Here is a 22,178-nt window from a genome sequence, read left to right as displayed (position 1 = left end):
TGATATCCCTTCGTTGCATGGGCTCAGGCGGATTAGCGAATTTCACCCGCGGCGGCAATCAGCGGACGTGCAATCGTCAGGCGCTGAACGGTACGCGGGCCTTCTTCAAACCACAGCGCGCGTGCATCGCGATACATTCTTTCCACCGGGCCATACGGGTTATCTTCGAAGTAACCAATCCCACCGAAGATCTCCAGGCAGCTATCCGACACAGTTCGCACCGTATCAATACCGTGCAGTTTGCACATCGCCGAAACCATCTCGATGTCTTCGCCGCGGTCGAATTTCTGCGCGCAATCACGCAGCATTACGCGCAGGGCATGAACCTGAGTGCCCATGTCTGCCAGCGTTTGCTGAATGGCCTGACGCGCTACCAGTGGCTTACCGAACGTCACACGATCCTTCGCACGGGCAATCGCCAGTTCCAGGAAGCGCTGCGACATGCCCAGGCAGGTAACAGCAATCATCGCTCTGGAGTGCGCCAACGCATCCATGAAGATATCCAGACCATCGCCCTCTTTGCCCATAATGTTGTGCGCAGGCACTTCGCAGTTTTCAAAACGCAGATACGCATGGCCCGCGCCACGGCAGCCCATCATGTGTGGCATCGGATCGATGTAATAACCCGGCGTGTTGGTTTCGATAAAGAAAGCGGTTAATCCCCCTTTTTTGCGTTTGCTTTCATCCGTTACTGCAATAACGTAGCTACCGTCAGAAATATCCGTATGGGAGATCAGGGTCTTGGTACCATTGAGAATGTATTTATCCCCTTTTCTTACTGCGGTTGTCCGGATATCCGCCCCGGAACCACACTCTGCTTCGGTCAGTGCAAAGTTGATGTAAGCATCTTTATTGGCCAGTAACGGCAGCCATTTAGCGCGAAGGTCGGGGGCGCCATGGTCATACATGATGCGCCAGTTCAGGCCGTTAGCATGGTGCAGGTTCATACGCATACCGCCAGGGCCGCGGCAGAACTCCTCCATGACGGAAAAGAATTGCTCGCAGTTCAGTCCCAGACCGCCAAACTCTTCAGGAATGGCCAGGCGAAATAAATCATTTTTGCGACATACGTCGTAATAGGAGTCCGGGAAGACATTAGTTCGCTCAACCACCAGTTGGATTTCCTCCAACTCTGTTTCCGTGACTTTTCTGACTTTTTGTTTCAGTGCTTCCAGTTGCTGTTGAGATAAAATAGCCATATACCAACCCCACTTCATATTAAATGATTAAATAACCATTGAAGAATTCAGACGATACCAATGTAAGTTGCAATAAATCCTGGGCCCCTTTTCGTCTTTCTTCACGAATTGACACCGGGATTATAAAAAGTGGCGCAAAGGCTTGATATTGACATATCCAACCAATTATTGGACAAATCGAACATACATGATGTAGCGATAGCATATAAAATAACAATAAAAACAAATATATAAATAAAATAATCAGGCGATAAAAAATTTAAAAATTACCAACACGCATCACAAAACGGGCTTTAATGTTCGTTTTGTCCAGGATCAAGTGAGATATGTCTATATATCCTCGCAACACCTGTAATTATTATTCCAGATAAAACAACATTCGAACCAGTAATTATAAAAGCTGGCGAAGCGGACAGAATGATCGGCGATAAATAATGCCGGGGAGTGCTTTATTTTATAAATCCCCACCGGAGAACCTATCAAGAGGATGCGTCATGGACTTTAGCCTGACCGAAGAACAGGAATTACTATTAGCAAGTATTCGGGAGTTGATTACCCGTAATTTTCCCGAAGAGTATTTCAAAAGATGCGATGAGACACGGACTTTCCCGCGCGAGTTCTTCAATGCCTTAGCCGAAAGCGGCATTGGTTTATTGGGCATTCCCGAAGAGCTGGGCGGCGTGCCCGCCGACATGATGACCCAGGTACTGGTGCTCGAAGAGATTGCCCGCATGGGCGCCCCGGCCTACATCATGACCGAGGGGCAATGCATCCATAACATGCAGCGGTTTGGTAACGCAGAGCAACTGGCCAAAACCGCCGAGGTGGGCCTGACGGGGATCCCCGCCTACTCTCTGGCATTTACCGAACCCCAGGCCGGTTCAGACAACAATCGCATCGCCACCACCTACACCCGTAAGAACGGCAAAGTGTATCTGAATGGTCAAAAGACCTTTATCACCGGTGCAAAAGATTACCCCTACATGCTGGTGCTGGCACGCAATCCCGAGCCGGAAGATCCTAAGCGCTGTTTCACCTTATGGTGGCTGGATCCCAATTCCCCCGGCGTCAAACGCAACAATCTGCATAAAGTCGGCTGGCATATGGTCAGCAACTGCGAAGTCTTTCTGGATAACGTTGAGTTAGAAGAGAGCGACATGGTGGGCCAGGAAGGTTATGGCTTTATCCATATGATGCAAAACTTCGATATCGAACGCCTGGTCATTGCCGCCCACTCGCTGGGGGTGGCGGAATGCGCCTTCGAAGATGCTGCGCGCTACGCCAATCAGCGCATTCAATTCGGCCAAAACATTGGCCAGTTCCAGATGATACAGCTCAAGTTGACCCAAATGGCCATCAAAATTCAGAACATGAAAAACATGGTCTACCGCACCGCCTGGGAGTGCGACAACGATTTATCGATGCGTCTGTCCGCCCCGATGTGCAAGTTGTACTGCGCTCAGTCGGCCTGCGAGGTGATTGACGATGCGATGCAAATTCTGGGCGGTCTCGGCTACACCGATGACAGCCGCGTATCCCGCTTCTGGCGCGACACCCGCGTAAACCGCATTGGCGGCGGCACAGACGAGATTATGGTTTACATCTCCGCTCGCCAGATCCTGAAACAGTATGAAAAATAATAGGATATGCCATGAGATTTATTGCCTGCTACAAACTGGTTCCTGAGGAACAGGATATCGTTATCACGGCTGACAGAACCCTGGCGACAGACAAGGCCGGGGAAAAAATCAGCCCCTTTGATCTCAACGCGATTGAGGCCGCCGTTCAGCTCGCGGGGGAAAGCCATGAAGTGGTGGCCCTGAGCGTAGGGGGAAAAGCGCTCGATAACGCCAAACTGCGTAAAGACGCCCTTTCACGTGGTCCCAATGCGCTTTACCTGGTTCGCGATGATCGTCTGGCCAGTTCCCTGCCCTATGACACCGCACGCGCTATTGCTGCCGCGAGCCAGAAAATCGCCTTCGACCTGCTGATCTGTGGCGAAGGTTCCGGCGATATGTACGCCCAGCAAACCGGGCTGCTGGTCGGTGCAATGTTGCAGCTCCCGGCGGTGAACGGCGTCAGCAAAATTGAACTCAAAGAGGGCTTCGTCACCGTTGAGCGCACGCTGGAAAATGAAATAGAAGTGCTGGATGTGCCACTCCCGGCGGTACTGTGCGTCTCATCGGATATCAACCTGCCACGCATCCCCTCGATGAAAGCCATCCTCGGCGCCGGGAAGAAAAGCGTCACCCAATGGAGCGCGGGTGACATTGACTGGGCACCGGATTCAGCGCGGACTGAATTAGCTGGCGTCTACGCGCCGCAACAGACAGAACGCAAACACATCATCATTGAAGGCGACGGGCAGGAAGAGGTCTCTCGCCTGCGTGATTATCTGACCAACGCGTTGAGCTAAGGGCAGCGGAGAAGCATCATGGGCAAAATCAATAATGTTTGGGTATTCAGCGACAGTGCCGATCGCTATGCAGATCTGCTCGCTGGCGCACGACAACTGGGTGAACACGTTAACGCAGTGATATGGGATGAGCGTGACGTTACTGAGGTTAAACAGGCAGACGCGGTCTATTTGCTGTGTGGCAAAACCGATAAGCAGCGCGTCGAAAACTATGCGGAAACATTCGCCTCGCTTGTCAGAAAAGAAGACGGCAAAACGCTGATTCTGCTGGCCGCGACACGCCGTGGCAAAGGCCTGGCGGCAAAACTCAGCGTGCTGCTGCAATCCGCGCTGGTGAATGACGTGACCCTGCTGGAACGCAACGGCGACGACCTGTACGCCGAACATCGCATGTATGGCGGGCTGGCATTTGGGCGGGAAAAAGTGAATACCCCTGTCGCCGTCATCACGCTGGCGAGCGGTGTTTATGAGCCGTTGGCCGAAGTAAACGCCGCTACTCCCCCACTCACTCAGGTGGATTACATCCCACCCGCCAATGAAATGCTCTGTCGTGAACGGCGGTCAAAAACGGCCAGCAACGTCGACCTTGGCAAAGCGCGCCGTGTCATCGGTATTGGCCGTGGCCTACTGGCGAAAGAAGATCTGCAAATGGTCTGGGATCTGGCCTCTGCGCTGGATGCCGAAGTGGGCTGTTCGCGTCCGATTGCCGAAGGCGAACACTGGATGGATCGCGAACGTTACGTTGGCGTTTCCGGCGTGCTGCTGAAATCCGATATCTATCTCGCCCTGGGCATTTCCGGGCAGATCCAGCATATGGTCGGTGGCAATGGCGCCAAAACCATTATCGCCGTTAACAAAGATAAAAACGCGCCGATTTTCCAGTACGCCGATTATGGTCTGGTGGGCGATATCTATAAGGTCGTCCCCCTGTTAACGGAATTATTAAAACGATAAGACGCAAGCCGCCAGTCTTTCTGGCGGCAATGGAGTAAAAGTATGTCGGACGAAAAATTTGACGCGATTATCGTGGGTGCCGGAGTGGCGGGATGCACCGCCGCGTATGTGATGGCGAAAGCCGGGCTGGACGTACTGGTCATTGAGCGGGGGGATACCGCAGGCAGTAAAAATATGACGGGCGGGCGGCTCTATGCCCACAGCCTGGAAAAGATCATCCCCGCTTTTGCGCAAAGCGCCCCCGTTGAGCGAAAAATTACCAAAGAGAAGATCTCTTTTCTGACCAATGACAGCGCCGTCACGCTGGATTATCAGGCGCCGTCTCGCAATGCGAACCCGGAACAAGCGTCCTGGACAGTTCTGCGTCATGGATTTGATAGCTGGTTGATGGAACAAGCCGAAGCGGTTGGCGCACAGTTCATCACAGGCGTGCGGGTGGATGCGTTAATCCGCCAGCAGGGGCGGGTAACCGGAGTTCAGGCCGGGGAGGATGTCCTTGAGGCAAACGTGGTGGTGCTGGCCGACGGGGTAAATTCGCTGTTAGGTCGTTCAATTGGACTGGTACAAAAATCGAACCCTCATCATTACGCCGTCGGGGTTAAAGAGCTCATTTCACTGCCAGCCCAAACCATTCAGGACCGCTTTGGCGTAACGGGTGACGAAGGCGCGGCCTGGCTGTTTGCCGGTTCCCCGTCGGATGGCTTAATGGGCGGAGGGTTTCTCTATACCAACCGTGAATCCATTTCACTGGGTCTGGTGTGCGGCCTGGGGGGTATTGAAAAAGCGCAAAAATCGGTTCCGCAGATGCTGGAGGATTTTAAACAGCACCCGGCGGTGCGCCCCCTTATCGAAGGGGGAACGCTGCTTGAGTATTCCGCTCATCTGGTACCAGAAGGTGGAATCGAGATGCTGCCAAAACTGGCGGGCGATGGCGTGCTGGTCGTGGGTGATGCCGCCGGAATGTGTCTGAACCTCGGCTTTACCGTGCGGGGTATGGATCTGGCGATTGAGGCCGCGAATATCGCAGCGCAAACCATCATTGCCGCAAAAGAGAGTAATGATTTCAGTTATGCCCGGCTTGAAAAATACGCGCAGGCGCTGGAGAAAAGCTGCGTCTTGCAGGATATGCGGCACTATCGCAAGTTGCCTGGCCTGATGGAAAACCCGCGCCTCTTTACGCAATACCCACAGATGGCGGCCAATATCATGTCCGAACTTTTCACTGTGGATGGCGCCAAACCGACGCCCTTCTGGAAGACGATATTGAAACAGGGAAAACGCGTCGGGTTAATGAATTTATTAAAAGACGGCATCGCTGGAGGGCGCGCATTATGAGCACGGTAAATGTCGATGTGAAACTGGGCGTCAACAAATTCATAGTGGATGAAACTAACCCACACATCATTCTTGTGGCCGACCCTGACAAAGCGCAATTTCGTAAATTGATCACTGCCTGCCCTGCCGGGCTATATCGCGAGGATGAGGCAGGAAATATCCATTTTGATTATGCCGGCTGTCTGGAATGTGGCACATGTCGTGTGTTGTGCGAAGGGACAATATTAGAGAAATGGGAATATCCGCAGGGGAACTTCGGCGTTGAATTTCGTTTTGGCTGATCCCCTCTTTTGCTCGCGTCACCCTTTGTGGTGAACGTCACTCTCCCGTGCGGGGAGGATTTATGTCAACTCAGGAAAAAATTGATATCAGTACCGTTCTGGATAAGCACCCGATTAGCCGACGCCAGTGGCTGATAGTTTTTTTAGGGTTCTTTGTATTAGGTATTGATGGCTTTGATGTTACCGCAATAGGTTTTATTGCTCCGGCCTTGATCGATGACTGGCAGATATCCCGCCATATGTTAGGTCCGGTGATGATGAGCGGCTTATTTGGTCTGGCTGCCGGTTCACTTATTTCCGGGCCGCTGGCTGACCGCTACGGGCGTAAAAAACTCATCATTGGCTCTGTCATATTTTTTGGTGCAAGCAGCCTGCTTTCTGCGTGGTCGTGGAATTTATCCAGCCTGACCTTTTTTCGCTTTATTACCGGCCTGGGGCTGGGGGCTGCGATGCCCAATATCACCACGCTGGTGGCAGAGTATGCCCCCTGGCGTTATCGCTCGCGCCTGGCAACCGTAATCCACTGCGGTTTTAATACCGGTGCGGCATTGGGCGGTCTGCTGAGCCAGCAATTACTCGGTACCTTTGGCTGGCGTTCCGTCTTAATTACCGGCGGGGTATTACCGTTAATATTCGCGCTCATCCTGATACGTTACCTGCCGGAATCGATGCAATATCTGGTTCAAGACCCCGCGAATAAACAGCGTCTGACGCACTTGCTGAATAAATTCGTCCCCGGCATTGCCGACGCAAAGACCCATTTTTATACCTCTGAGCCGCAAAAAGCACATGCCAGTACTGCCAGATCGCTTCTGCATCCGCCATACACCTTTGGCACCCTCGCGCTGTGGCTAACACTGTTTGCCGGTTTGTTCTGTGTCTATCTGTTATCAAGCTGGCTGCCGCTGATGGTCAGGGACACCGGGATGACGCTGTCACAGGCCGTCATCATGGGTTCGGTATTTCAGATTGGCGGCATGATGGGCAATTTCTGCATCGGCATTGAAATGGACCGCTGGGGCAGGCATTGCGCCATCATTCTGACCCTGCTGGGGGGCGCCTGCAGCGCACTGATTCTGGGGATGCATATCCCGTCACTGCCGGTGCTATGTGTTCTGGTTCTGATGCTCGGGTTTACCGTCAATGGTATCAGCCCCGGTTGTTATGCGCTGGCCGCCCATTTTTATCCAACGTCCATTCGGGCCACCGGCGTGAGCTGGGCGACGGGAGTTGGCCGTCTGGGTGCCATAACCAGCGCAGGTGCGGGTTCAGCCATGCTGGCGGCGGGCTGGACATTCAGTGAAGTCTTTATGTTTCTGCCGCTTCCTCTGGTGGCAGGCGCGCTGGCGCTATATTGCAAAAAGCAACGAAGAGCTATCGCCAAAACTCATTAGGCCAGGTTATGTCCAGGGACAACGACGGAATGACAACCATGAAAATCAACGAGGCGCTGAAAATGCGTTATCGACAACAAGGATACTGGGGTGACGCGACGCTGGCGGATTACTGGCATCTGTCGGCAAAGGCGTCGGCGGATAAAATCGCCGTCAGCGACAACCACGGCACAGCGTATACCTACCGTGAACTCGATAACGCAGCAGGCGCGCTGGCGATGTGGCTTGTGGAAAACGGTATCCAGCCGGGTGATCGGGTCGCCCTGCAACTTCCCGGCTGGTGTGAGTTTACCGTTATCTATCTTGCCTGTCTCAAATGCGGCGCCGTCGTCGTGCCGCTGCTCCCGGCATTTCGGGAGTCTGAACTGGCATGGATCATGAACAAATGTCAGGCTCGTATTCTCTTTACCGCAACGCGCTTTAAAAATGTTCGTCCCATTCAAATGCTGCCCGCGCTGCGCCCGCTGCTTCCCTGGCTGGAGAAGGTGATTGCGGTCGATAAGCTCGAGCCCGCCCGGCACGAGTTGTCTTTGAGCCAGATACTGGCAAACACGCCACCATTAGCTCAGGCCATTGCGACAAAAAGCGATGACCTGGCCGCACTGCTGTTCACTTCCGGTACAGAGGGCCGCCCTAAAGGGGTAATGCTGACGCACAATAATATCATCGCCAGCGAACGGGCCTACTGCGCAACGCTTAATTTGAACAGCACGGATATTATGCTGATGCCAGCACCACTCGCCCACGCCACGGGTTTTATGCATGGGGTCACCGCCCCGTTTATGATGGGTGCCCGCAGCGTATTGCTGGATATTTTTAACCCGGAGCAGTGCCTTGAGATCATTGAACGGGAAAAATGCACCTGCATTATGGGGGCAACACCGTTTGCGTGCGATCTGCTTAAGGCGATGCAGGCCCGCCAGTGCGATATCTCTTCTTTGCGCTTTTTTTTGTGCGGCGGGACCACCATTCCGGGCAAACTGGTGCGTGATTACCACAAAGCCGGAGTTCCATTGCTGGGGGTATATGGCAGTACGGAGAGTGCGCCACATGCCATCGTCCGTCCCGAAGACTCGCTTATTCGCCAGGTAAATACGGATGGGGCGGCGGTAAACGGAGTGGAGATCAGAGTCGTCGATAAAAAGGGAAACACTCTGCCGGAATATACCGAAGGTGAAGAAGCTTCTCGCGGCCCGAATGTGTTTGTCGGCTATTTCGATGAACCGGAATTAACGGCACAGGCACTTGATGATGAAGGCTGGTATTACAGCGGGGATTATTGCCGGGTCGACAAGGCAGGGTATCTTAAAATTACCGGGCGAAAAAAAGACATCATTGTTCGCGGCGGTGAAAATATCAGTAGCCGGGAAGTGGAAGATATTCTGTTGCAACATCCTGATATTCGAGACGCCGCCGTCGTCGCGATGCCAGACCAGCGGCTGGGAGAACGTTCATGTGCCTATGTGGTACTGACCCATAAAGAACAACCTCTGGTACTGGCTGACATCATCCGTTTCTTTACCCATAAACGCATCGCTAAATATAAATATCCGGAGCACCTGGTGGTGGTCGACAATTTACCGCGAACGGCCTCCGGGAAAGTCAAAAAGTTCATGTTACGCAAAGATATCGTTCAGCGCCTGGCTCTTGCCTCCCGAGAAAACGCATCCCCGGCACTCGACGAGGCCATATCCAAATAAGGATACCAATGTGCTTATTAACAATAACCTTTCCGGCAGAACACAGCCTAAAACATCGACACGAATAAAAAACAGCACCAAGCCGTCTTTTATCCAGGGGGAGCCTACGTTTTATCACTGTCCCCGGTGCGGACAATTTCTTGTGACCATTAATAACAACGGCGGCGAGACACAACTACGCTGTTGTGACGAAACGCTGAGTGCATTAACCCCGCAGAATACAGACGATGCGCTGGCAGAAGACCACCTGCCGCAGATGACGATTTCCGGCGGCTTTGAATCAAATACCCTGACGGTGAATATCGGTACAACGCCACATCCGATGACAGACGATCACCGCCTGCTGTGGATCTACGTTTATACCTTTCAGGGTAGCCAGTTTAAATTCCTCAGGCCAGGCGATCTGCCAGAAGCCACCTTCGCACTGGCCGAAAACGATGCGTACGTCTACTGCGATCGTCCGGTCTGTAAAGGCAGCCGATGCAAATTTAACTGTAAACGAGGGTTCACCGCATACAGTTGGTGCAATCAGCATGGGTTATGGAAGCATTCATTTTGATGATGCATCTGCTCTGGGGGTAAAGCGAACAGACAGAGGAGAGAAGAAATCAGCATGCCGTGAAGGCATGCTGATCGTGGTTTTATCAGGCTTTGTTTTGACGCCACCATTCTGCCAGCAACACACCCGTTGCTACAGACACGTTAAGACTCTCAACGTTATTGGTGCCGTTAATCGAGATGCTCAGATCCGCGTTATCAAGCGCAGCATCGGAAAGACCGTCACGCTCCTGACCCAGCACCAGCACCATTTTCTTCGGCAACGTGGCGCTAAACAGCGGCGTGCCTTTATGGCTGGATGTGGTCACAATGGCATAACCGGCTTTGCGGAAAGCATCCAGCGCCTCGATAACGCTATCGCCCGTAATCGCCTGCACGTGCTCCGCACCGCCTTCCGCCGTACGAACTGCAGCACCGGATTCGATAACGGCCGCATCCTGCAACAGAACGCCTTTCACGCCGAAATGCGCGCAACTGCGCATCATCGCACCCAGGTTATGCGGGTTACCCACATCTTCCAGCGCCAGAACGCAATCTTCGGCGCCGGCCTGTGCCACCCACTGCTCAACACTGGTACCGTTACGTTTTTTGATCAGGAAGCAAACGCCACCGTGATGTTCAGTACCGGACGCTTTTGCCAGCTCAGCCTCATCAACCACATGGTAGGCTTTGCGGTTAGCCGCCATCCAGCGCAGTGCTTCTTTAAAGCGCGGGGTTACGCTCTGAACAAACCAGGCGCGCACGATGCAGTCAGGACGGCTGGCAAACAGCGCCTGACAGGCATTCTCGCCATAAACGCGGGTCTCTTCCGCACGCTGACGACGCAGTACTTCCGGATCGATAAAGCTTTTACCGCTGATACCGCCGTGATCCGGCTTTGTTGGTGTCTCGTCACCCGGCGCGCGGGAAACGGTACGCCACGGGGAATCACTCTGTGGACGGTCACGGTCGCGACCACGATCATTGCTTCGCTCTTCGCGAGCAGGACGGCGGCCACTGTTTTTCTCTTCGCGAGCGGGGCGACGGCCAGCATCGGCACGAGACGATCCGCTACGAGCAGGCCCTTTCCCGGTACGCGGGTTTTGGCTGCGTTTATCGGAATCATCATCACTGCGGACATACATCACTTTGACTTTGCCGCTTTTGTTTTTCAGTTCATCGTTCATGCTTTTCTCCACCAGCGCTGCGCGAGCGCGCAGATTACCTGATGTGTCGGCGCTTAGCCATTAATTCGTTCAAAAGCTATCGACTATTGTACTCATTGAATAAAACGCGTTGTCGTTTAAAACCACTTCATCAATAATATGTAACATATTAGAAACATATCGGCCTTGTGCCACTCTGTACCACTGCTCTCCCGAGGTTAGTTATGAATACCGTATGTGCAAGCTGCCAGGCGCTTAACCGCATCCCCGAAGCGCGCATTAGCGATGTCGCAAAATGCGGACGCTGTGGACATGAGCTGTTCGACGGCGATGTGATTAACGCCACTGGCGAAACACTGGATAAACTGCTGAAAGATGACCTGCCGGTCGTTGTCGATTTCTGGGCACCCTGGTGTGGTCCGTGCCGTAGCTTCGCACCGATTTTTGAAGACGTGGCGGAAGAGCGTAGCGGCAAAGTTCGCTTCGTCAAAGTGAACACCGAAGCTGAACGCGAACTCAGTGCACGCTTTCGTATCCGCAGCATCCCAACCATTATGTTGTTCAAAAATGGCGAGGTTGTCGACATCTTAAGCGGCGCCGTTCCCAAAGCCCCTTTTAATAGCTGGCTTAACGAATCTCTCTAATCCTGGCGGGGCACATCTTGTGCCCCGTTTTCAGCTCTGCGACAATGGCGTTTTTCACGCGATTCTCATGACTGATAACGCCGTACTCACGCTCCGGGCAATGCGTATTGCTCGTTCCACTCGCCCTTTCCTCGCCCGAGGCAATCGCGTTATTCGCTGCCAGCGCTGCCTGCTGCCAAAACAACAGTGCCTGTGCGACACCTTGCAACCCAGTACGGCCCGCAGCCGGTTCTGCCTGGTGATGTTCGATACGGAACCCATGAAGCCCAGCAATACTGGCAGGCTTATCGCCGATATTCTGCCTGACACAACGGCGTTTCTCTGGTCACGTACTGAGCCACCCCAGGCGCTTATTGATTTATGCAACAGCGAAGACTATCAGCCGATGGTCGTCTTTCCCGCATCCTATGCAGGAAACGAACGGCAGGTATTATCCGCACCGCCCTGTGGAAAACCGCCGCTATTTATCATGCTGGATGGGACCTGGACCGAAGCACGCAAAATGTTTCGCAAAAGTCCCTATCTGGACGCCCTGCCGGTTATCTCCGTCGATCTTTCACGGATATCAGCCTATCGTCTGCGCGAGTCGCATGCCGACGATCAGTACTGTACCGCTGAAGTCGCGATTGCGCTTCTCGATTTAGCAGGCGATCAAGCTGCCGCGAAAAGTCTCGGCGCCCATTTCTCCCTCTTTCGCGAACGTTACCTGGCGGGTAAAGCGAATCATCAGCGTAGCGTCACAGCAAAAGAAGCAGAAAACGTTTAAAATCATCGGGTCACTCTTTACTGGAGGCCGGTATGAGCCAACGTGGGCTGGAAGCGTTGTTACGTCCCAAGTCGATCGCCGTGATCGGGGCATCAATGAAACCGGATCGCGCCGGTTTCCTGATGATGCGCAATCTTCTGGCTGGCGGTTTTGCCGGGCCGGTTTTACCAGTGACACCCGCGTACAAAGCCGTACTTGGTGTACTGGCCTGGCCCGATATCGCCAGCCTGCCCTATGTGCCGGACCTCGCTGTGCTCTGTACCAATGCAAAACGTAATCTGCCTTTGCTGGAAGAGCTTGGTAAGAAGGGCTGTAAAACGTGCATTATTCTTTCTGCCACCCCTGAGCAACACGCCGAACTGCTGAACTGCGCAGGGCGTTACCAGATGCGCCTGCTCGGGCCAAACAGTATGGGGTTACTCGCGCCCTGGCAGGGTCTTAATGCCAGCTTTTCCCCGGTACCGATTACCCGTGGCAAGCTTGCATTTATTTCGCAATCCGCCGCCGTATCCAACACCATCCTGGACTGGGCTCAGCAACGTGAGATGGGGTTTTCCTATTTTATTGCGCTGGGTGACAGCCTGGATATTGACGTCGATGAACTGCTGGACTTCCTGGCACGTGATACCAAAACCAGCGCCATTCTGCTCTATCTCGAACATTTAAGCGACGCGCGCCGGTTCGTCTCGGCGGCTCGCAGCGCGTCACGCAATAAACCGATTCTGGTTATCAAGAGTGGCCGTAGCCCCGAAGCCCAGCGGCTTTTGCAAACCCGGGCAGGGCTGGATCCGGCTTGGGATGCCGCCATTCAGCGTGCCGGTCTGCTGCGTGTGCAAGATACCCACGAGCTGTTTTCCGCCGTCGAAACGCTCAGTCACATGCGCCCGCTTCGCGGCGACCGGCTGATGATCATCAGTAACGGCGCCGCCCCTGCCGCGCTGGCGCTCGATCAGCTGTGGTCGCGTAATGGCAAACTGGCAAAGTTGAGTGACGATACGCTGGCAAGGCTTCGCAATGGATTACCCGATTATGTCAATGTGGGTAATCCGCTGGATTTACGCGATGATGCCAGCAATGATCGCTACACCACCGCGCTTGAGATCCTGCTCGACAGCCAGGATTTTGATGCGCTGATGGTTATTCATTCTCCGAGCGCCGCCGCCCCCGGCAGAGAGAGCGCGCTGGCGCTCATTGAGGCGCTGAAAAAACATCCGCGCGGTAAATACGTTACGGTGCTGACAAACTGGTGTGGCGAGTATTCTTCCCAGGAAGCGCGACGGTTATTCAGCGAAGCGAGCCTGCCGACCTACCGTACGCCCGAAGGGACGATCACCGCATTTATGCATATGGTCGAGTACCGGCGTAACCAGAAGCAATTACGTGAAACGCCCGCCTTACCTACTCACCTGACGGCCAATACGGCCGAAGCCCATCAGTTACTGCAACAGGCGATAACAGAAGGGGCAACCACGCTCGATACTCATGAAGTGCAGCCGATACTCAGCGCCTGGGGTATCCAGACACTGCCGACGTGGATTGCTGGCGATAGCGCCGAAGCGGTACATATTGCCGAACAGATTGGTTACCCCGTAGCGCTAAAATTACGCTCGCCGGATATTCCGCATAAATCTGAGGTCCAGGGGGTCATGCTTTACCTGCGCACCGCGACAGAGGTCCAACAGGCCGCAGATGCGATTATCGACCGCGTCAAAATGAACTGGCCGCAGGCGCGTATTCATGGCTTGCAGGTACAAAGCATGGCAAACCGTGCCGGCGCACAGGAACTTCGTGTGGTCGTCGAATCCGATCCGGTGTTCGGTCCGCTTATCATGCTGGGGGAAGGCGGCGTCGAGTGGCGCGCGCAGGAGCAGGCCGCCGTTGCGCTACCACCGCTGAATATGAATCTGGCGCGTTATCTGGTTATCCAGGCCATTAAAAATAAGAAGATCCGCGGGCGTAGCGCCCTGCGCACACTGGATATCGCCGGGCTAAGTCAATTCCTGGTGCAGGTCTCAAACCTTATTGTGCACTGTCCGGAAATCCAGCGCCTGGACATTCATCCTCTGCTTGCCTCCGGCAATGAATTCACGGCACTTGATGTCACCCTCACGGTCGGGGCGTTTAGCGGCAACGGTGAAAGTCGTCTCGCGGTTCGCCCCTATCCGCAGCAACTAGAAGAGACCGTTGAGCTAAAAAACGGCGAGACCACGCTTTTCCGCCCTATTCTTCCTGAGGATGAACCGCAGCTACAGGCGTTCATCGCCAGGGTAACAAAGGAAGATTTGTACTACCGCTATTTCAGCGAGATCAACGAATTTACCCATGATGATTTAGCGAACATGACGCAGATCGACTACGATCGGGAAATGGCATTTGTTGCAGTGCGTCAGGTAGAAGGAAAGGATGAGATCCTTGGCGTAACCCGCGCCATCTCTGACCCGGATAACATTGATGCCGAATTCGCTGTGTTGGTTCGTTCCGATTTGAAAGGATTGGGTCTTGGGCGACGGTTACTGGAAAAGCTCATCAGTTACACTCGGGATCACGGACTTAAGCGTTTGAATGGTATTACTATGCCAAACAATCGCGGCATGGTGACTCTGGCGCGTAAACTGGGATTCGAGGTCGACATTCAGCTTGAGGACGGGATCGTTGGATTGTCCCTGAATCTGAAGCAGACCGGTGAATCCTGAGTAAGGTACTGGAAATGTTGACCACTTTCACAGGTACTGGTGTTATCATTGTCCGCTTCTGTCGGGGTTATCGGACAGAAGCCCTTTCAATAAACAGAGAAGAAACGCACTGTGATGTTGTCAAAATTTAAGCGTAATAAACATCAACAACACCTTGCCCAACTACCCAAGCTTTCCCAATCAGTTGATGATGTAGAGTTTTTCTACTCTCCCACTACTTTCAGGGAGACATTGCTGGAAAAAATTGCCAGCGCAACACGCCGTATCTGCATCATCGCTCTTTACCTTGAGCAGGATGATGGCGGTAAAGGTATCCTGAACGCCCTCTATGATGCCAAACGTCAGCGCCCTGAGCTTGAAATCTGCGTGCTCGTCGACTGGCACCGGGCACAGCGTGGTCGTATTGGCGCGGCGGCATCCAACACCAACGCCGACTGGTATTGCCGTATGGCGCAGGAAAACCCAGGCATTGATATTCCCGTTTACGGCGTGCCTGTAAATACCCGAGAAGCGCTTGGCGTACTGCATTTTAAAGGCTTCATTATCGACGATAGCGTGCTGTATAGCGGCGCGAGCCTGAACGATGTCTATCTCCACCAACACGATAAATACCGCTACGACCGCTACCAGCTTATTCGCAATCCCAAAATGGCGGATATCATGCTGGGCTGGGTCAAACAAAACCTGATTGAAGGGCGCGGCGTAAACCGCCTCGACAACGCGCAACGTCCGAAAAGCCCTGAAATCAAAAATGATATTCGTCTGTATCGTCAGGAATTACGCGACGCGGCCTATCATTTTGAGGGCGATGCCGATAACGATCAGCTTTCAGTTACGCCATTAGTTGGACTTGGAAAAACCAGCCTGCTGAATAAGACCATTTTTCATCTGATGCCCTGTGCGGAAGAGAAGCTGGTTATCTGCACGCCTTATTTCAACCTGCCAGCTGTGCTGGTACGCAATATTATTCAGCTCCTGCGTGAAGGAAAAAAAGTCGAAATTATCGTTGGCGATAAAACGGCTAATGACTTTTTTATTCCAGAAGATCAACCTTTTAAAATTATTGGCGCCCTGCCTTATCTGTATGAAATTAACCTGCGCCGCTTCCTGAGCCGTCTGCAGTATTACGTCAATACCGATCAATTGGTCGTGCGTTTGTGGAAAGACGACGACAACAGCTATCACCTGAAAGGGATGTGGGTTGATGACGAATGGGTGCTGCTGACGGGGAATAACCTTAATCCGCGTGCCTGGCGTCTGGATCTGGAAAATGCCATTCTGATCCACGACCCGAAACATGAATTAGCGGCTCAGCGTGACAAAGAGCTGGCTCTTATCCGTACCCATACCACAGTAGTTAACCATTATCGCGATCTGCAAAGTATCGCCGACTACCCGGTAAAAGTACGCAAGCTCATTCGCCGCTTACGTCGAATTCGTATCGATAAACTTATCAGCCGCATTCTGTAACACCCGGCCCCGTCATTTGATGGGGCTTTTTTTCAGGTTCCTCTATGATGCGATGCTTAATATTGACGAGTGTACTGTGTTTAACCGGATGCGCGCACATGGCAAATGACCAATGGAGCGGGCAGGATAAAGCACAGCATTTTATTGCTTCTGCCATGCTCTCAGCTGCGGGCAACGAATATGCACAACATCAGGGGATTAGTCGCGATCGCAGTGCCGTTTATGGCCTGATGTTTTCTGTTAGCCTTGGCGCATCAAAAGAGCTTTGGGACAGCCGCCCGGCAGGAAGCGGCTGGAGCTGGAAAGATTTTGCCTGGGATATTGCAGGCGCTACCACGGGTTACGCCGTCTGGCAGCTAGCCAATCACTAAAGACGAATACCTTTACCTTTCCGGTGCAGCATCAACGAAACAATAAATGCCAGTGCGCAAAACGCAGTGACATACCAAAAGAAGGCCGTCTCGATACCTGCCGATTTCAGCAACAGCGCAACATATTCAGCCGACCCGCCGAATAACGCATTGGCAATGGCGTAAGATAACCCCACGCCCAGCGCACGGACCTGTGCCGGGAACATTTCGGCTTTCAGGATACCGCTTATTGATGTATAGAAACTCACGATGAGCAGTGCCATCATCACTAATGCAAAGGCGGCATAGGGTGATGAGACATACTGTAGCGCGCTTAAAATAGGTAAAGTGAAGAGCGCCCCCAGCCCACCAAAACAGAGCATGGAAGCACGGCGACCAATACGATCGGATAAGGCGCCTATCAGGGGCTGAATAAGCATAAAAACAAATAACGCTACGGTCATCACAATGCTGGCCACATTGGCATGCATACCGGTCGTGTTAACCAGATATTTTTGCATATACGTCGTGAAGGTGTAGAAGCTCAATGAACCGCCTGCGGTAAAGCCGAGCACCATCACAAACGCCCGGCGATTACGCCATAACCCTTTAAGCGACCCAGCCTCTTTTAATACTCGTACCTCTTTTTTCGATGTTTCATCCAGTTGACGACGCAACCAGAGCGCGACTACAGCCAGTGCGGCGCCAATTGCAAAAGGAATACGCCAGCCCCATGCACGTAACTCAGCATCATCAAGGATCTGCTGAAGAACAACGACCACAAGAAGTGCCAGCAATTGACCACCAATTAAAGTTACGTACTGGAAAGAGGCATAAAACCCTTTACGTCCTTCAACGGCAATCTCACTCATATAAGTTGCACTGGTGCCGTATTCGCCACCCACGGATAACCCCTGGAACAGTCTTGCCAGTAATAACAATGCCGGAGCCCACGTACCAATGCTTTCATAGCCCGGTAAGCAAGCGATCACCAGAGATCCCAGACACATCATGCATACTGAGATCAACATTGACGTTTTGCGCCCATGTCTGTCAGCAATACGCCCAAACAGCCAGCCGCCAATCGGACGCATGAGAAATCCGGCGGCGAAAATGCCGGCCGTCTGAAGTAGCTGGGTCGTTGTATTTCCGGCAGGGAAAAAGATGTGAGCAAAGTAGAGCGAACAGAATGAATAAACATAGAAATCAAACCACTCCACCAGATTTCCCGATGACGCACCAACGATTGCCCACACTCTGCGACGTACATCGGTCAAATCGGTTGTTTTATGCTCAGGACGAGTGGTGACATCTGCCATATTTCCCCCTTTGATTGGACATCTTCGATTTTTTTATATAAATCAGATTACGCCGGGGTAAAAAGTTAATACAGTGTAAATGATTTGCCTGCTATCAATTCAGAATGTTAGCCTAAGAATGCGCTTATCCCCAGCGTGTGATATGTTCGCGCTTGCGCTGGAGATAATCTTTATCCTGGCGGATCTTATCCCACCATTTTTTAAAGATCGCCGCTGCGGCTGCTTTTACCGGGTTATTTCCTCTTTGCTGAACGCTACCGTCCTCAGCATACTTTTTACCCCCTTTATAGTTGGCGTAACGCCGGGCGCGGGTATACCCCATTTGTATAAATTTACGGGCCATATCCATGCCAACAAAGTCATTTTGCTGTCGATAGGTTTCGAATAATTGGTAAATTTTTTCAGCTGATGTTGTGGCGGATTCAGGATCTTTGTAACGCCACCAGGGAAGGATTTCACTCTTATAGGGCTCAACCAGCAAAACGCCTTGTTCACCACGCCCCACCTGATAGCACTCAGGATGATCACGAAAATTAATGCTGGCGAAATCTTGATGGTAATTGAAGGAATGGCTGGTCAACTATCGTCTCCTTAAACATCTCGAATGGATAAGGATAGGCTATTTAAAAGGCAATGCTATGCAGGCTGGAGAGAAGGAAAACTGTCGGAAATCGTTTTCAGGGGATTAAAACGCAAAAAGCCCATCCGTGAGGATGGGCTTCTTACTTGTTTGATGCCTGGCAGTTCCCTACTCTCACATGGGGAGACCCCACACTACCATCGGCGCTACGGCGTTTCACTTCTGAGTTCGGCATGGGGTCAGGTGGGACCACCGCGCTAAAGCCGCCAGGCAAATTCTGTTGCCAGAAACGAATCTTTTTCACTGTGGCTGCGTTGGCTGCATTCGCAAAGTCAGTCACATACTCATGTATGCTCCTTCCTTTACTTCATTTGCCGCCTTGCCTCAGCGTAAAATCTTTCGTTCCCGAAAATCTGTAATCAATGCTGAAAATCTTCTCAAATCCGCCAAAACATCTTCGGCGTTGTAAGGTTAAGCCTCACGGTTCATTAGTACCGGTTAGCTCAACGCATCGCTGCGCTTACACACCCGGCCTATCAACGTCGTCGTCTTCAACGTTCCTTTAGTGTCCTTAAAGGACAAGGGAGAACTCATCTCGGGGCAAGTTTCGTGCTTAGATGCTTTCAGCACTTATCTCTTCCGCATGTAGCTACCGGGCAATGCCATTGGCATGACAACCCGAACACCAGTGATGCGTCCACTCCGGTCCTCTCGTACTAGGAGCAGCCCCCCTCAATTCTCCAGCGCCCACGGCAGATAGGGACCGAACTGTCTCACGACGTTCTAAACCCAGCTCGCGTACCACTTTAAATGGCGAACAGCCATACCCTTGGGACCTACTTCAGCCCCAGGATGTGATGAGCCGACATCGAGGTGCCAAACACCGCCGTCGATATGAACTCTTGGGCGGTATCAGCCTGTTATCCCCGGAGTACCTTTTATCCGTTGAGCGATGGCCCTTCCATTCAGAACCACCGGATCACTATGACCTGCTTTCGCACCTGCTCGCGCCGTCACGCTCGCAGTCAAGCTGGCTTATGCCATTGCACTAACCTCCTGATGTCCGACAGGATTAGCCAACCTTCGTGCTCCTCCGTTACTCTTTGGGAGGAGACCGCCCCAGTCAAACTACCCACCAGACACTGTCCGCAACCCGGATCACGGGTCCACGTTAGAACATCAAACATTAAAGGGTGGTATTTCAAGGTTGGCTCCACGCAGACTGGCGTCCACGCTTCAAAGCCTCCCACCTATCCTACACATCAAGGCTCAATGTTCAGTGTCAAGCTATAGTAAAGGTTCACGGGGTCTTTCCGTCTTGCCGCGGGTACACTGCATCTTCACAGCGAGTTCAATTTCACTGAGTCTCGGGTGGAGACAGCCTGGCCATCATTACGCCATTCGTGCAGGTCGGAACTTACCCGACAAGGAATTTCGCTACCTTAGGACCGTTATAGTTACGGCCGCCGTTTACCGGGGCTTCGATCAAGAGCTTCTCCTTACGGATAACCCCATCAATTAACCTTCCGGCACCGGGCAGGCGTCACACCGTATACGTCCACTTTCGTGTTTGCACAGTGCTGTGTTTTTAATAAACAGTTGCAGCCAGCTGGTATCTTCGACTGATTTCAGCTCCACCCGCAGGGGCTTCACCTACATATCAGCGTGCCTTCTCCCGAAGTTACGGCACCATTTTGCCTAGTTCCTTCACCCGAGTTCTCTCAAGCGCCTTGGTATTCTCTACCTGACCACCTGTGTCGGTTTGGGGTACGATTTGATGTTACCTGATGCTTAGAGGCTTTTCCTGGAAGCAGGGCATTTGTTACTTCATCACCGTAGTGACTCGTCATCACACCTCAGCCTTGATTATCCGGATTTGCCTGGATAACCAGCCTACATGCTTAAACCGGGACAACCGTCGCCCGGCTAACATAGCCTTCTCCGTCCCCCTTCGCAGTAACACCAAGTACAGGAATATTAACCTGTTTCCCATCGACTACGCCTTTCGGCCTCGCCTTAGGGGTCGACTCACCCTGCCCCGATTAACGTTGGACAGGAACCCTTGGTCTTCCGGCGAGCGGGCTTTTCACCCGCTTTATCGTTACTTATGTCAGCATTCGCACTTCTGATACCTCCAGCATGCCTCACAGCACACCTTCGCAGGTTTACAGAACGCTCCCCTACCCAACAACACATAGTGTCGCTGCCGCAGCTTCGGTGCATGGTTTAGCCCCGTTACATCTTCCGCGCAGGCCGACTCGACCAGTGAGCTATTACGCTTTCTTTAAATGATGGCTGCTTCTAAGCCAACATCCTGGCTGTCTGTGCCTTCCCACATCGTTTCCCACTTAACCATGACTTTGGGACCTTAGCTGGCGGTCTGGGTTGTTTCCCTCTTCACGACGGACGTTAGCACCCGCCGTGTGTCTCCCGTGATAACATTCTCCGGTATTCGTAGTTTGCATCGGGTTGGTAAGCCGGGATGGCCCCCTAGCCGAAACAGTGCTCTACCCCCGGAGATGAATTCACGAGGCGCTACCTAAATAGCTTTCGGGGAGAACCAGCTATCTCCCGGTTTGATTGGCCTTTCACCCCCAGCCACAAGTCATCCGCTAATTTTTCAACATTAGTCGGTTCGGTCCTCCAGTTAGTGTTACCCAACCTTCAACCTGCCCATGGCTAGATCACCGGGTTTCGGGTCTATACCCTGCAACTTAACGCCCAGTTAAGACTCGGTTTCCCTTCGGCTCCCCTATTCGGTTAACCTTGCTACAGAATATAAGTCGCTGACCCATTATACAAAAGGTACGCAGTCACCCCATTAAGAGGCTCCCACTGCTTGTACGTACACGGTTTCAGGTTCTTTTTCACTCCCCTCGCCGGGGTTCTTTTCGCCTTTCCCTCACGGTACTGGTTCACTATCGGTCAGTCAGGAGTATTTAGCCTTGGAGGATGGTCCCCCCATATTCAGACAGGATACCACGTGTCCCGCCCTACTCATCGAGCTCACAACCTGTGTGCTTTCGTGTACGGGGCTGTCACCCTGTATCGCGCGACTTTCCAGACGCTTCCACTAACACACAAGCTGATTCAGGCTCTGGGCTGCTCCCCGTTCGCTCGCCGCTACTGGGGGAATCTCGGTTGATTTCTTTTCCTCGGGGTACTTAGATGTTTCAGTTCCCCCGGTTCGCCTCGTTTGACTATGTATTCATCAAACGATAGTGCAACGGATTGCACTGGGTTTCCCCATTCGGACATCGCCGGGTCAAAGGTTCATATCACCTCGCCGGCGCTTTTCGCAGATTAGCACGTCCTTCATCGCCTCTGACTGCCAGGGCATCCACCGTGTACGCTTAGTCGCTTAACCTCACAAC

At 52.7% G+C, this 22,178-nt stretch carries 17 protein-coding genes and 2 rRNA genes; 13 read left to right on the top strand and 6 right to left on the bottom strand.

Annotated elements, in window-relative coordinates; translation table 11 throughout:
• Nucleotides 1–32: 32 nt before the first annotated feature.
• Entirely contained in the window at nucleotides 33–1,199 is a 1,167-nt protein-coding gene (locus ACS0RQ_RS06080) for an acyl-CoA dehydrogenase family protein (RefSeq protein ID WP_039079556.1), read from the bottom strand.
• Between the two features lie 494 nt (nucleotides 1,200–1,693).
• Between ACS0RQ_RS06080 and ACS0RQ_RS06075 the strand changes: the two genes are divergently transcribed.
• From ACS0RQ_RS06075 to ACS0RQ_RS06040, 8 genes are all read left to right on the top strand, one after another.
• A complete protein-coding gene (locus tag ACS0RQ_RS06075; protein WP_039079555.1) occupies nucleotides 1,694–2,839 on the top strand; it encodes an acyl-CoA dehydrogenase in 1,146 nt (381 codons plus the stop codon).
• An 11-nt stretch (nucleotides 2,840–2,850) separates the two neighbouring features.
• Nucleotides 2,851–3,615 carry an electron transfer flavoprotein gene (locus ACS0RQ_RS06070; RefSeq protein WP_039079554.1) on the top strand — a complete coding sequence of 255 codons (765 nt, stop codon included), beginning with the start codon at nucleotides 2,851–2,853 and terminating at the stop codon, nucleotides 3,613–3,615.
• Between the two features lie 18 nt (nucleotides 3,616–3,633).
• Complete coding sequence (locus ACS0RQ_RS06065; protein WP_271849562.1) at nucleotides 3,634–4,569, top strand: FAD-binding protein; 936 nt, start codon at nucleotides 3,634–3,636, stop codon at nucleotides 4,567–4,569.
• 42 nt (nucleotides 4,570–4,611) lie between these two features.
• A complete protein-coding gene (locus ACS0RQ_RS06060; RefSeq protein ID WP_271849561.1) occupies nucleotides 4,612–5,904 on the top strand; it encodes an FAD-dependent oxidoreductase in 1,293 nt (430 codons plus the stop codon).
• Complete coding sequence (locus ACS0RQ_RS06055; RefSeq protein ID WP_271849560.1) at nucleotides 5,901–6,185, top strand: ferredoxin family protein; 285 nt, start codon at nucleotides 5,901–5,903, stop codon at nucleotides 6,183–6,185. Before ACS0RQ_RS06060 ends, ACS0RQ_RS06055 begins: the two co-directional genes overlap by 4 nt.
• Nucleotides 6,186–6,247: 62 nt before the next feature.
• Nucleotides 6,248–7,579, top strand: a complete 1,332-nt coding sequence (locus ACS0RQ_RS06050; protein ID WP_039079550.1) for an MFS transporter — start codon at nucleotides 6,248–6,250, stop codon at nucleotides 7,577–7,579.
• Between the two features lie 29 nt (nucleotides 7,580–7,608).
• The gene (gene fadK, locus ACS0RQ_RS06045; RefSeq protein ID WP_271849559.1) at nucleotides 7,609–9,279 is read left to right on the top strand and encodes a medium-chain fatty-acid--CoA ligase; all 1,671 of its coding nucleotides are present in this window, start codon (nucleotides 7,609–7,611) and stop codon (nucleotides 9,277–9,279) included.
• Between the two features lie 142 nt (nucleotides 9,280–9,421).
• Nucleotides 9,422–9,838: a desulfoferrodoxin family protein gene (locus ACS0RQ_RS06040; RefSeq protein ID WP_271849558.1), complete on the top strand. Its 417-nt coding sequence runs from the start codon at nucleotides 9,422–9,424 to the stop codon at nucleotides 9,836–9,838.
• A gap of 85 nt (nucleotides 9,839–9,923) precedes the next feature.
• Here the strand turns inward: ACS0RQ_RS06040 and ACS0RQ_RS06035 are convergent, their stop codons facing one another.
• Nucleotides 9,924–11,003: a tRNA/rRNA methyltransferase gene (locus ACS0RQ_RS06035; protein ID WP_039079548.1), complete on the bottom strand. Its 1,080-nt coding sequence runs from the start codon at nucleotides 11,001–11,003 to the stop codon at nucleotides 9,924–9,926.
• Between the two features lie 203 nt (nucleotides 11,004–11,206).
• On the opposite strand from ACS0RQ_RS06035, the gene trxC reads away from it, so the two are divergent.
• From trxC to ACS0RQ_RS06010, 5 genes are all read left to right on the top strand, one after another.
• Entirely contained in the window at nucleotides 11,207–11,626 is a 420-nt protein-coding gene (gene trxC / locus ACS0RQ_RS06030) for a thioredoxin TrxC (protein WP_039079547.1), read from the top strand.
• A gap of 67 nt (nucleotides 11,627–11,693) precedes the next feature.
• Complete coding sequence (locus tag ACS0RQ_RS06025) at nucleotides 11,694–12,392, top strand: tRNA-uridine aminocarboxypropyltransferase (RefSeq protein ID WP_132439091.1); 699 nt, start codon at nucleotides 11,694–11,696, stop codon at nucleotides 12,390–12,392.
• A 32-nt stretch (nucleotides 12,393–12,424) separates the two neighbouring features.
• Complete coding sequence (locus ACS0RQ_RS06020; RefSeq protein WP_296441660.1) at nucleotides 12,425–15,085, top strand: bifunctional acetate--CoA ligase family protein/GNAT family N-acetyltransferase; 2,661 nt, start codon at nucleotides 12,425–12,427, stop codon at nucleotides 15,083–15,085.
• Between the two features lie 114 nt (nucleotides 15,086–15,199).
• On the top strand, nucleotides 15,200–16,555 hold the full coding sequence (gene pssA, locus ACS0RQ_RS06015) for a CDP-diacylglycerol--serine O-phosphatidyltransferase (protein ID WP_271849661.1): 1,356 nt from the start codon (nucleotides 15,200–15,202) through the stop codon (nucleotides 16,553–16,555).
• 47 nt (nucleotides 16,556–16,602) lie between these two features.
• Nucleotides 16,603–16,926: a YfiM family lipoprotein gene (locus tag ACS0RQ_RS06010; RefSeq protein WP_271849660.1), complete on the top strand. Its 324-nt coding sequence runs from the start codon at nucleotides 16,603–16,605 to the stop codon at nucleotides 16,924–16,926.
• On the opposite strand, the gene ACS0RQ_RS06005 is transcribed toward ACS0RQ_RS06010, so the two are convergent.
• The 4 genes from ACS0RQ_RS06005 to ACS0RQ_RS05990 form a co-directional block, all read right to left on the bottom strand.
• The gene (locus ACS0RQ_RS06005) at nucleotides 16,923–18,224 is read right to left on the bottom strand and encodes an MFS family transporter (protein ID WP_271849556.1); all 1,302 of its coding nucleotides are present in this window, start codon (nucleotides 18,222–18,224) and stop codon (nucleotides 16,923–16,925) included. The two genes, ACS0RQ_RS06010 and ACS0RQ_RS06005, sit on opposite strands and share 4 nt — an antisense overlap.
• A 124-nt stretch (nucleotides 18,225–18,348) precedes the next feature.
• Nucleotides 18,349–18,804 (bottom strand): DUF4385 domain-containing protein, encoded by a 456-nt coding sequence (locus tag ACS0RQ_RS06000; RefSeq protein WP_271849555.1) that lies wholly within the window; start codon nucleotides 18,802–18,804, stop codon nucleotides 18,349–18,351.
• Between the two features lie 155 nt (nucleotides 18,805–18,959).
• Nucleotides 18,960–19,075, bottom strand: a 5S ribosomal RNA gene (rrf, locus tag ACS0RQ_RS05995).
• A 196-nt stretch (nucleotides 19,076–19,271) separates the two neighbouring features.
• Nucleotides 19,272–22,171: ribosomal RNA gene (locus tag ACS0RQ_RS05990) — 23S ribosomal RNA — on the bottom strand.
• Nucleotides 22,172–22,178: the final 7 nt, after the last annotated feature.

The organism is Phytobacter diazotrophicus (assembly GCF_052061655.1).
GTDB classification, from domain to species: Bacteria; Pseudomonadota; Gammaproteobacteria; order Enterobacterales; family Enterobacteriaceae; genus Phytobacter; species Phytobacter diazotrophicus.
The sequence above is the reverse complement of the archived record's forward strand: the minus strand, read 5'-3'. Positions and strand labels throughout refer to the sequence as shown.

Bases quoted from the DNA above. Each gene is read 5' to 3' on its own strand.
- ACS0RQ_RS06070 (WP_039079554.1), top strand. From the start codon at position 2,851: ATGAGATTTATTGCCTGCTACAAACTGGTTCCTGAGGAACAGGATATC.
- ACS0RQ_RS06020 (WP_296441660.1), top strand. From the start codon at position 12,425: ATGAGCCAACGTGGGCTGGAAGCGTTGTTACGTCCCAAGTCGATCGCC.
- trxC (WP_039079547.1), top strand. From the start codon at position 11,207: ATGAATACCGTATGTGCAAGCTGCCAGGCGCTTAACCGCATCCCCGAA.
- fadK (WP_271849559.1), top strand. From the start codon at position 7,609: ATGACAACCATGAAAATCAACGAGGCGCTGAAAATGCGTTATCGACAA.
- ACS0RQ_RS06080 (WP_039079556.1), bottom strand. From the start codon at position 1,199: ATGGCTATTTTATCTCAACAGCAACTGGAAGCACTGAAACAAAAAGTC.
- ACS0RQ_RS06060 (WP_271849561.1), top strand. From the start codon at position 4,612: ATGTCGGACGAAAAATTTGACGCGATTATCGTGGGTGCCGGAGTGGCG.
- ACS0RQ_RS06005 (WP_271849556.1), bottom strand. From the start codon at position 18,224: ATGGCAGATGTCACCACTCGTCCTGAGCATAAAACAACCGATTTGACC.
- ACS0RQ_RS06035 (WP_039079548.1), bottom strand. From the start codon at position 11,003: ATGAACGATGAACTGAAAAACAAAAGCGGCAAAGTCAAAGTGATGTAT.
- ACS0RQ_RS06010 (WP_271849660.1), top strand. From the start codon at position 16,603: ATGCGATGCTTAATATTGACGAGTGTACTGTGTTTAACCGGATGCGCG.
- ACS0RQ_RS06055 (WP_271849560.1), top strand. From the start codon at position 5,901: ATGAGCACGGTAAATGTCGATGTGAAACTGGGCGTCAACAAATTCATA.
- pssA (WP_271849661.1), top strand. From the start codon at position 15,200: ATGTTGTCAAAATTTAAGCGTAATAAACATCAACAACACCTTGCCCAA.
- ACS0RQ_RS06050 (WP_039079550.1), top strand. From the start codon at position 6,248: ATGTCAACTCAGGAAAAAATTGATATCAGTACCGTTCTGGATAAGCAC.
- ACS0RQ_RS06065 (WP_271849562.1), top strand. From the start codon at position 3,634: ATGGGCAAAATCAATAATGTTTGGGTATTCAGCGACAGTGCCGATCGC.
- ACS0RQ_RS06075 (WP_039079555.1), top strand. From the start codon at position 1,694: ATGGACTTTAGCCTGACCGAAGAACAGGAATTACTATTAGCAAGTATT.
- ACS0RQ_RS06025 (WP_132439091.1), top strand. From the start codon at position 11,694: ATGACTGATAACGCCGTACTCACGCTCCGGGCAATGCGTATTGCTCGT.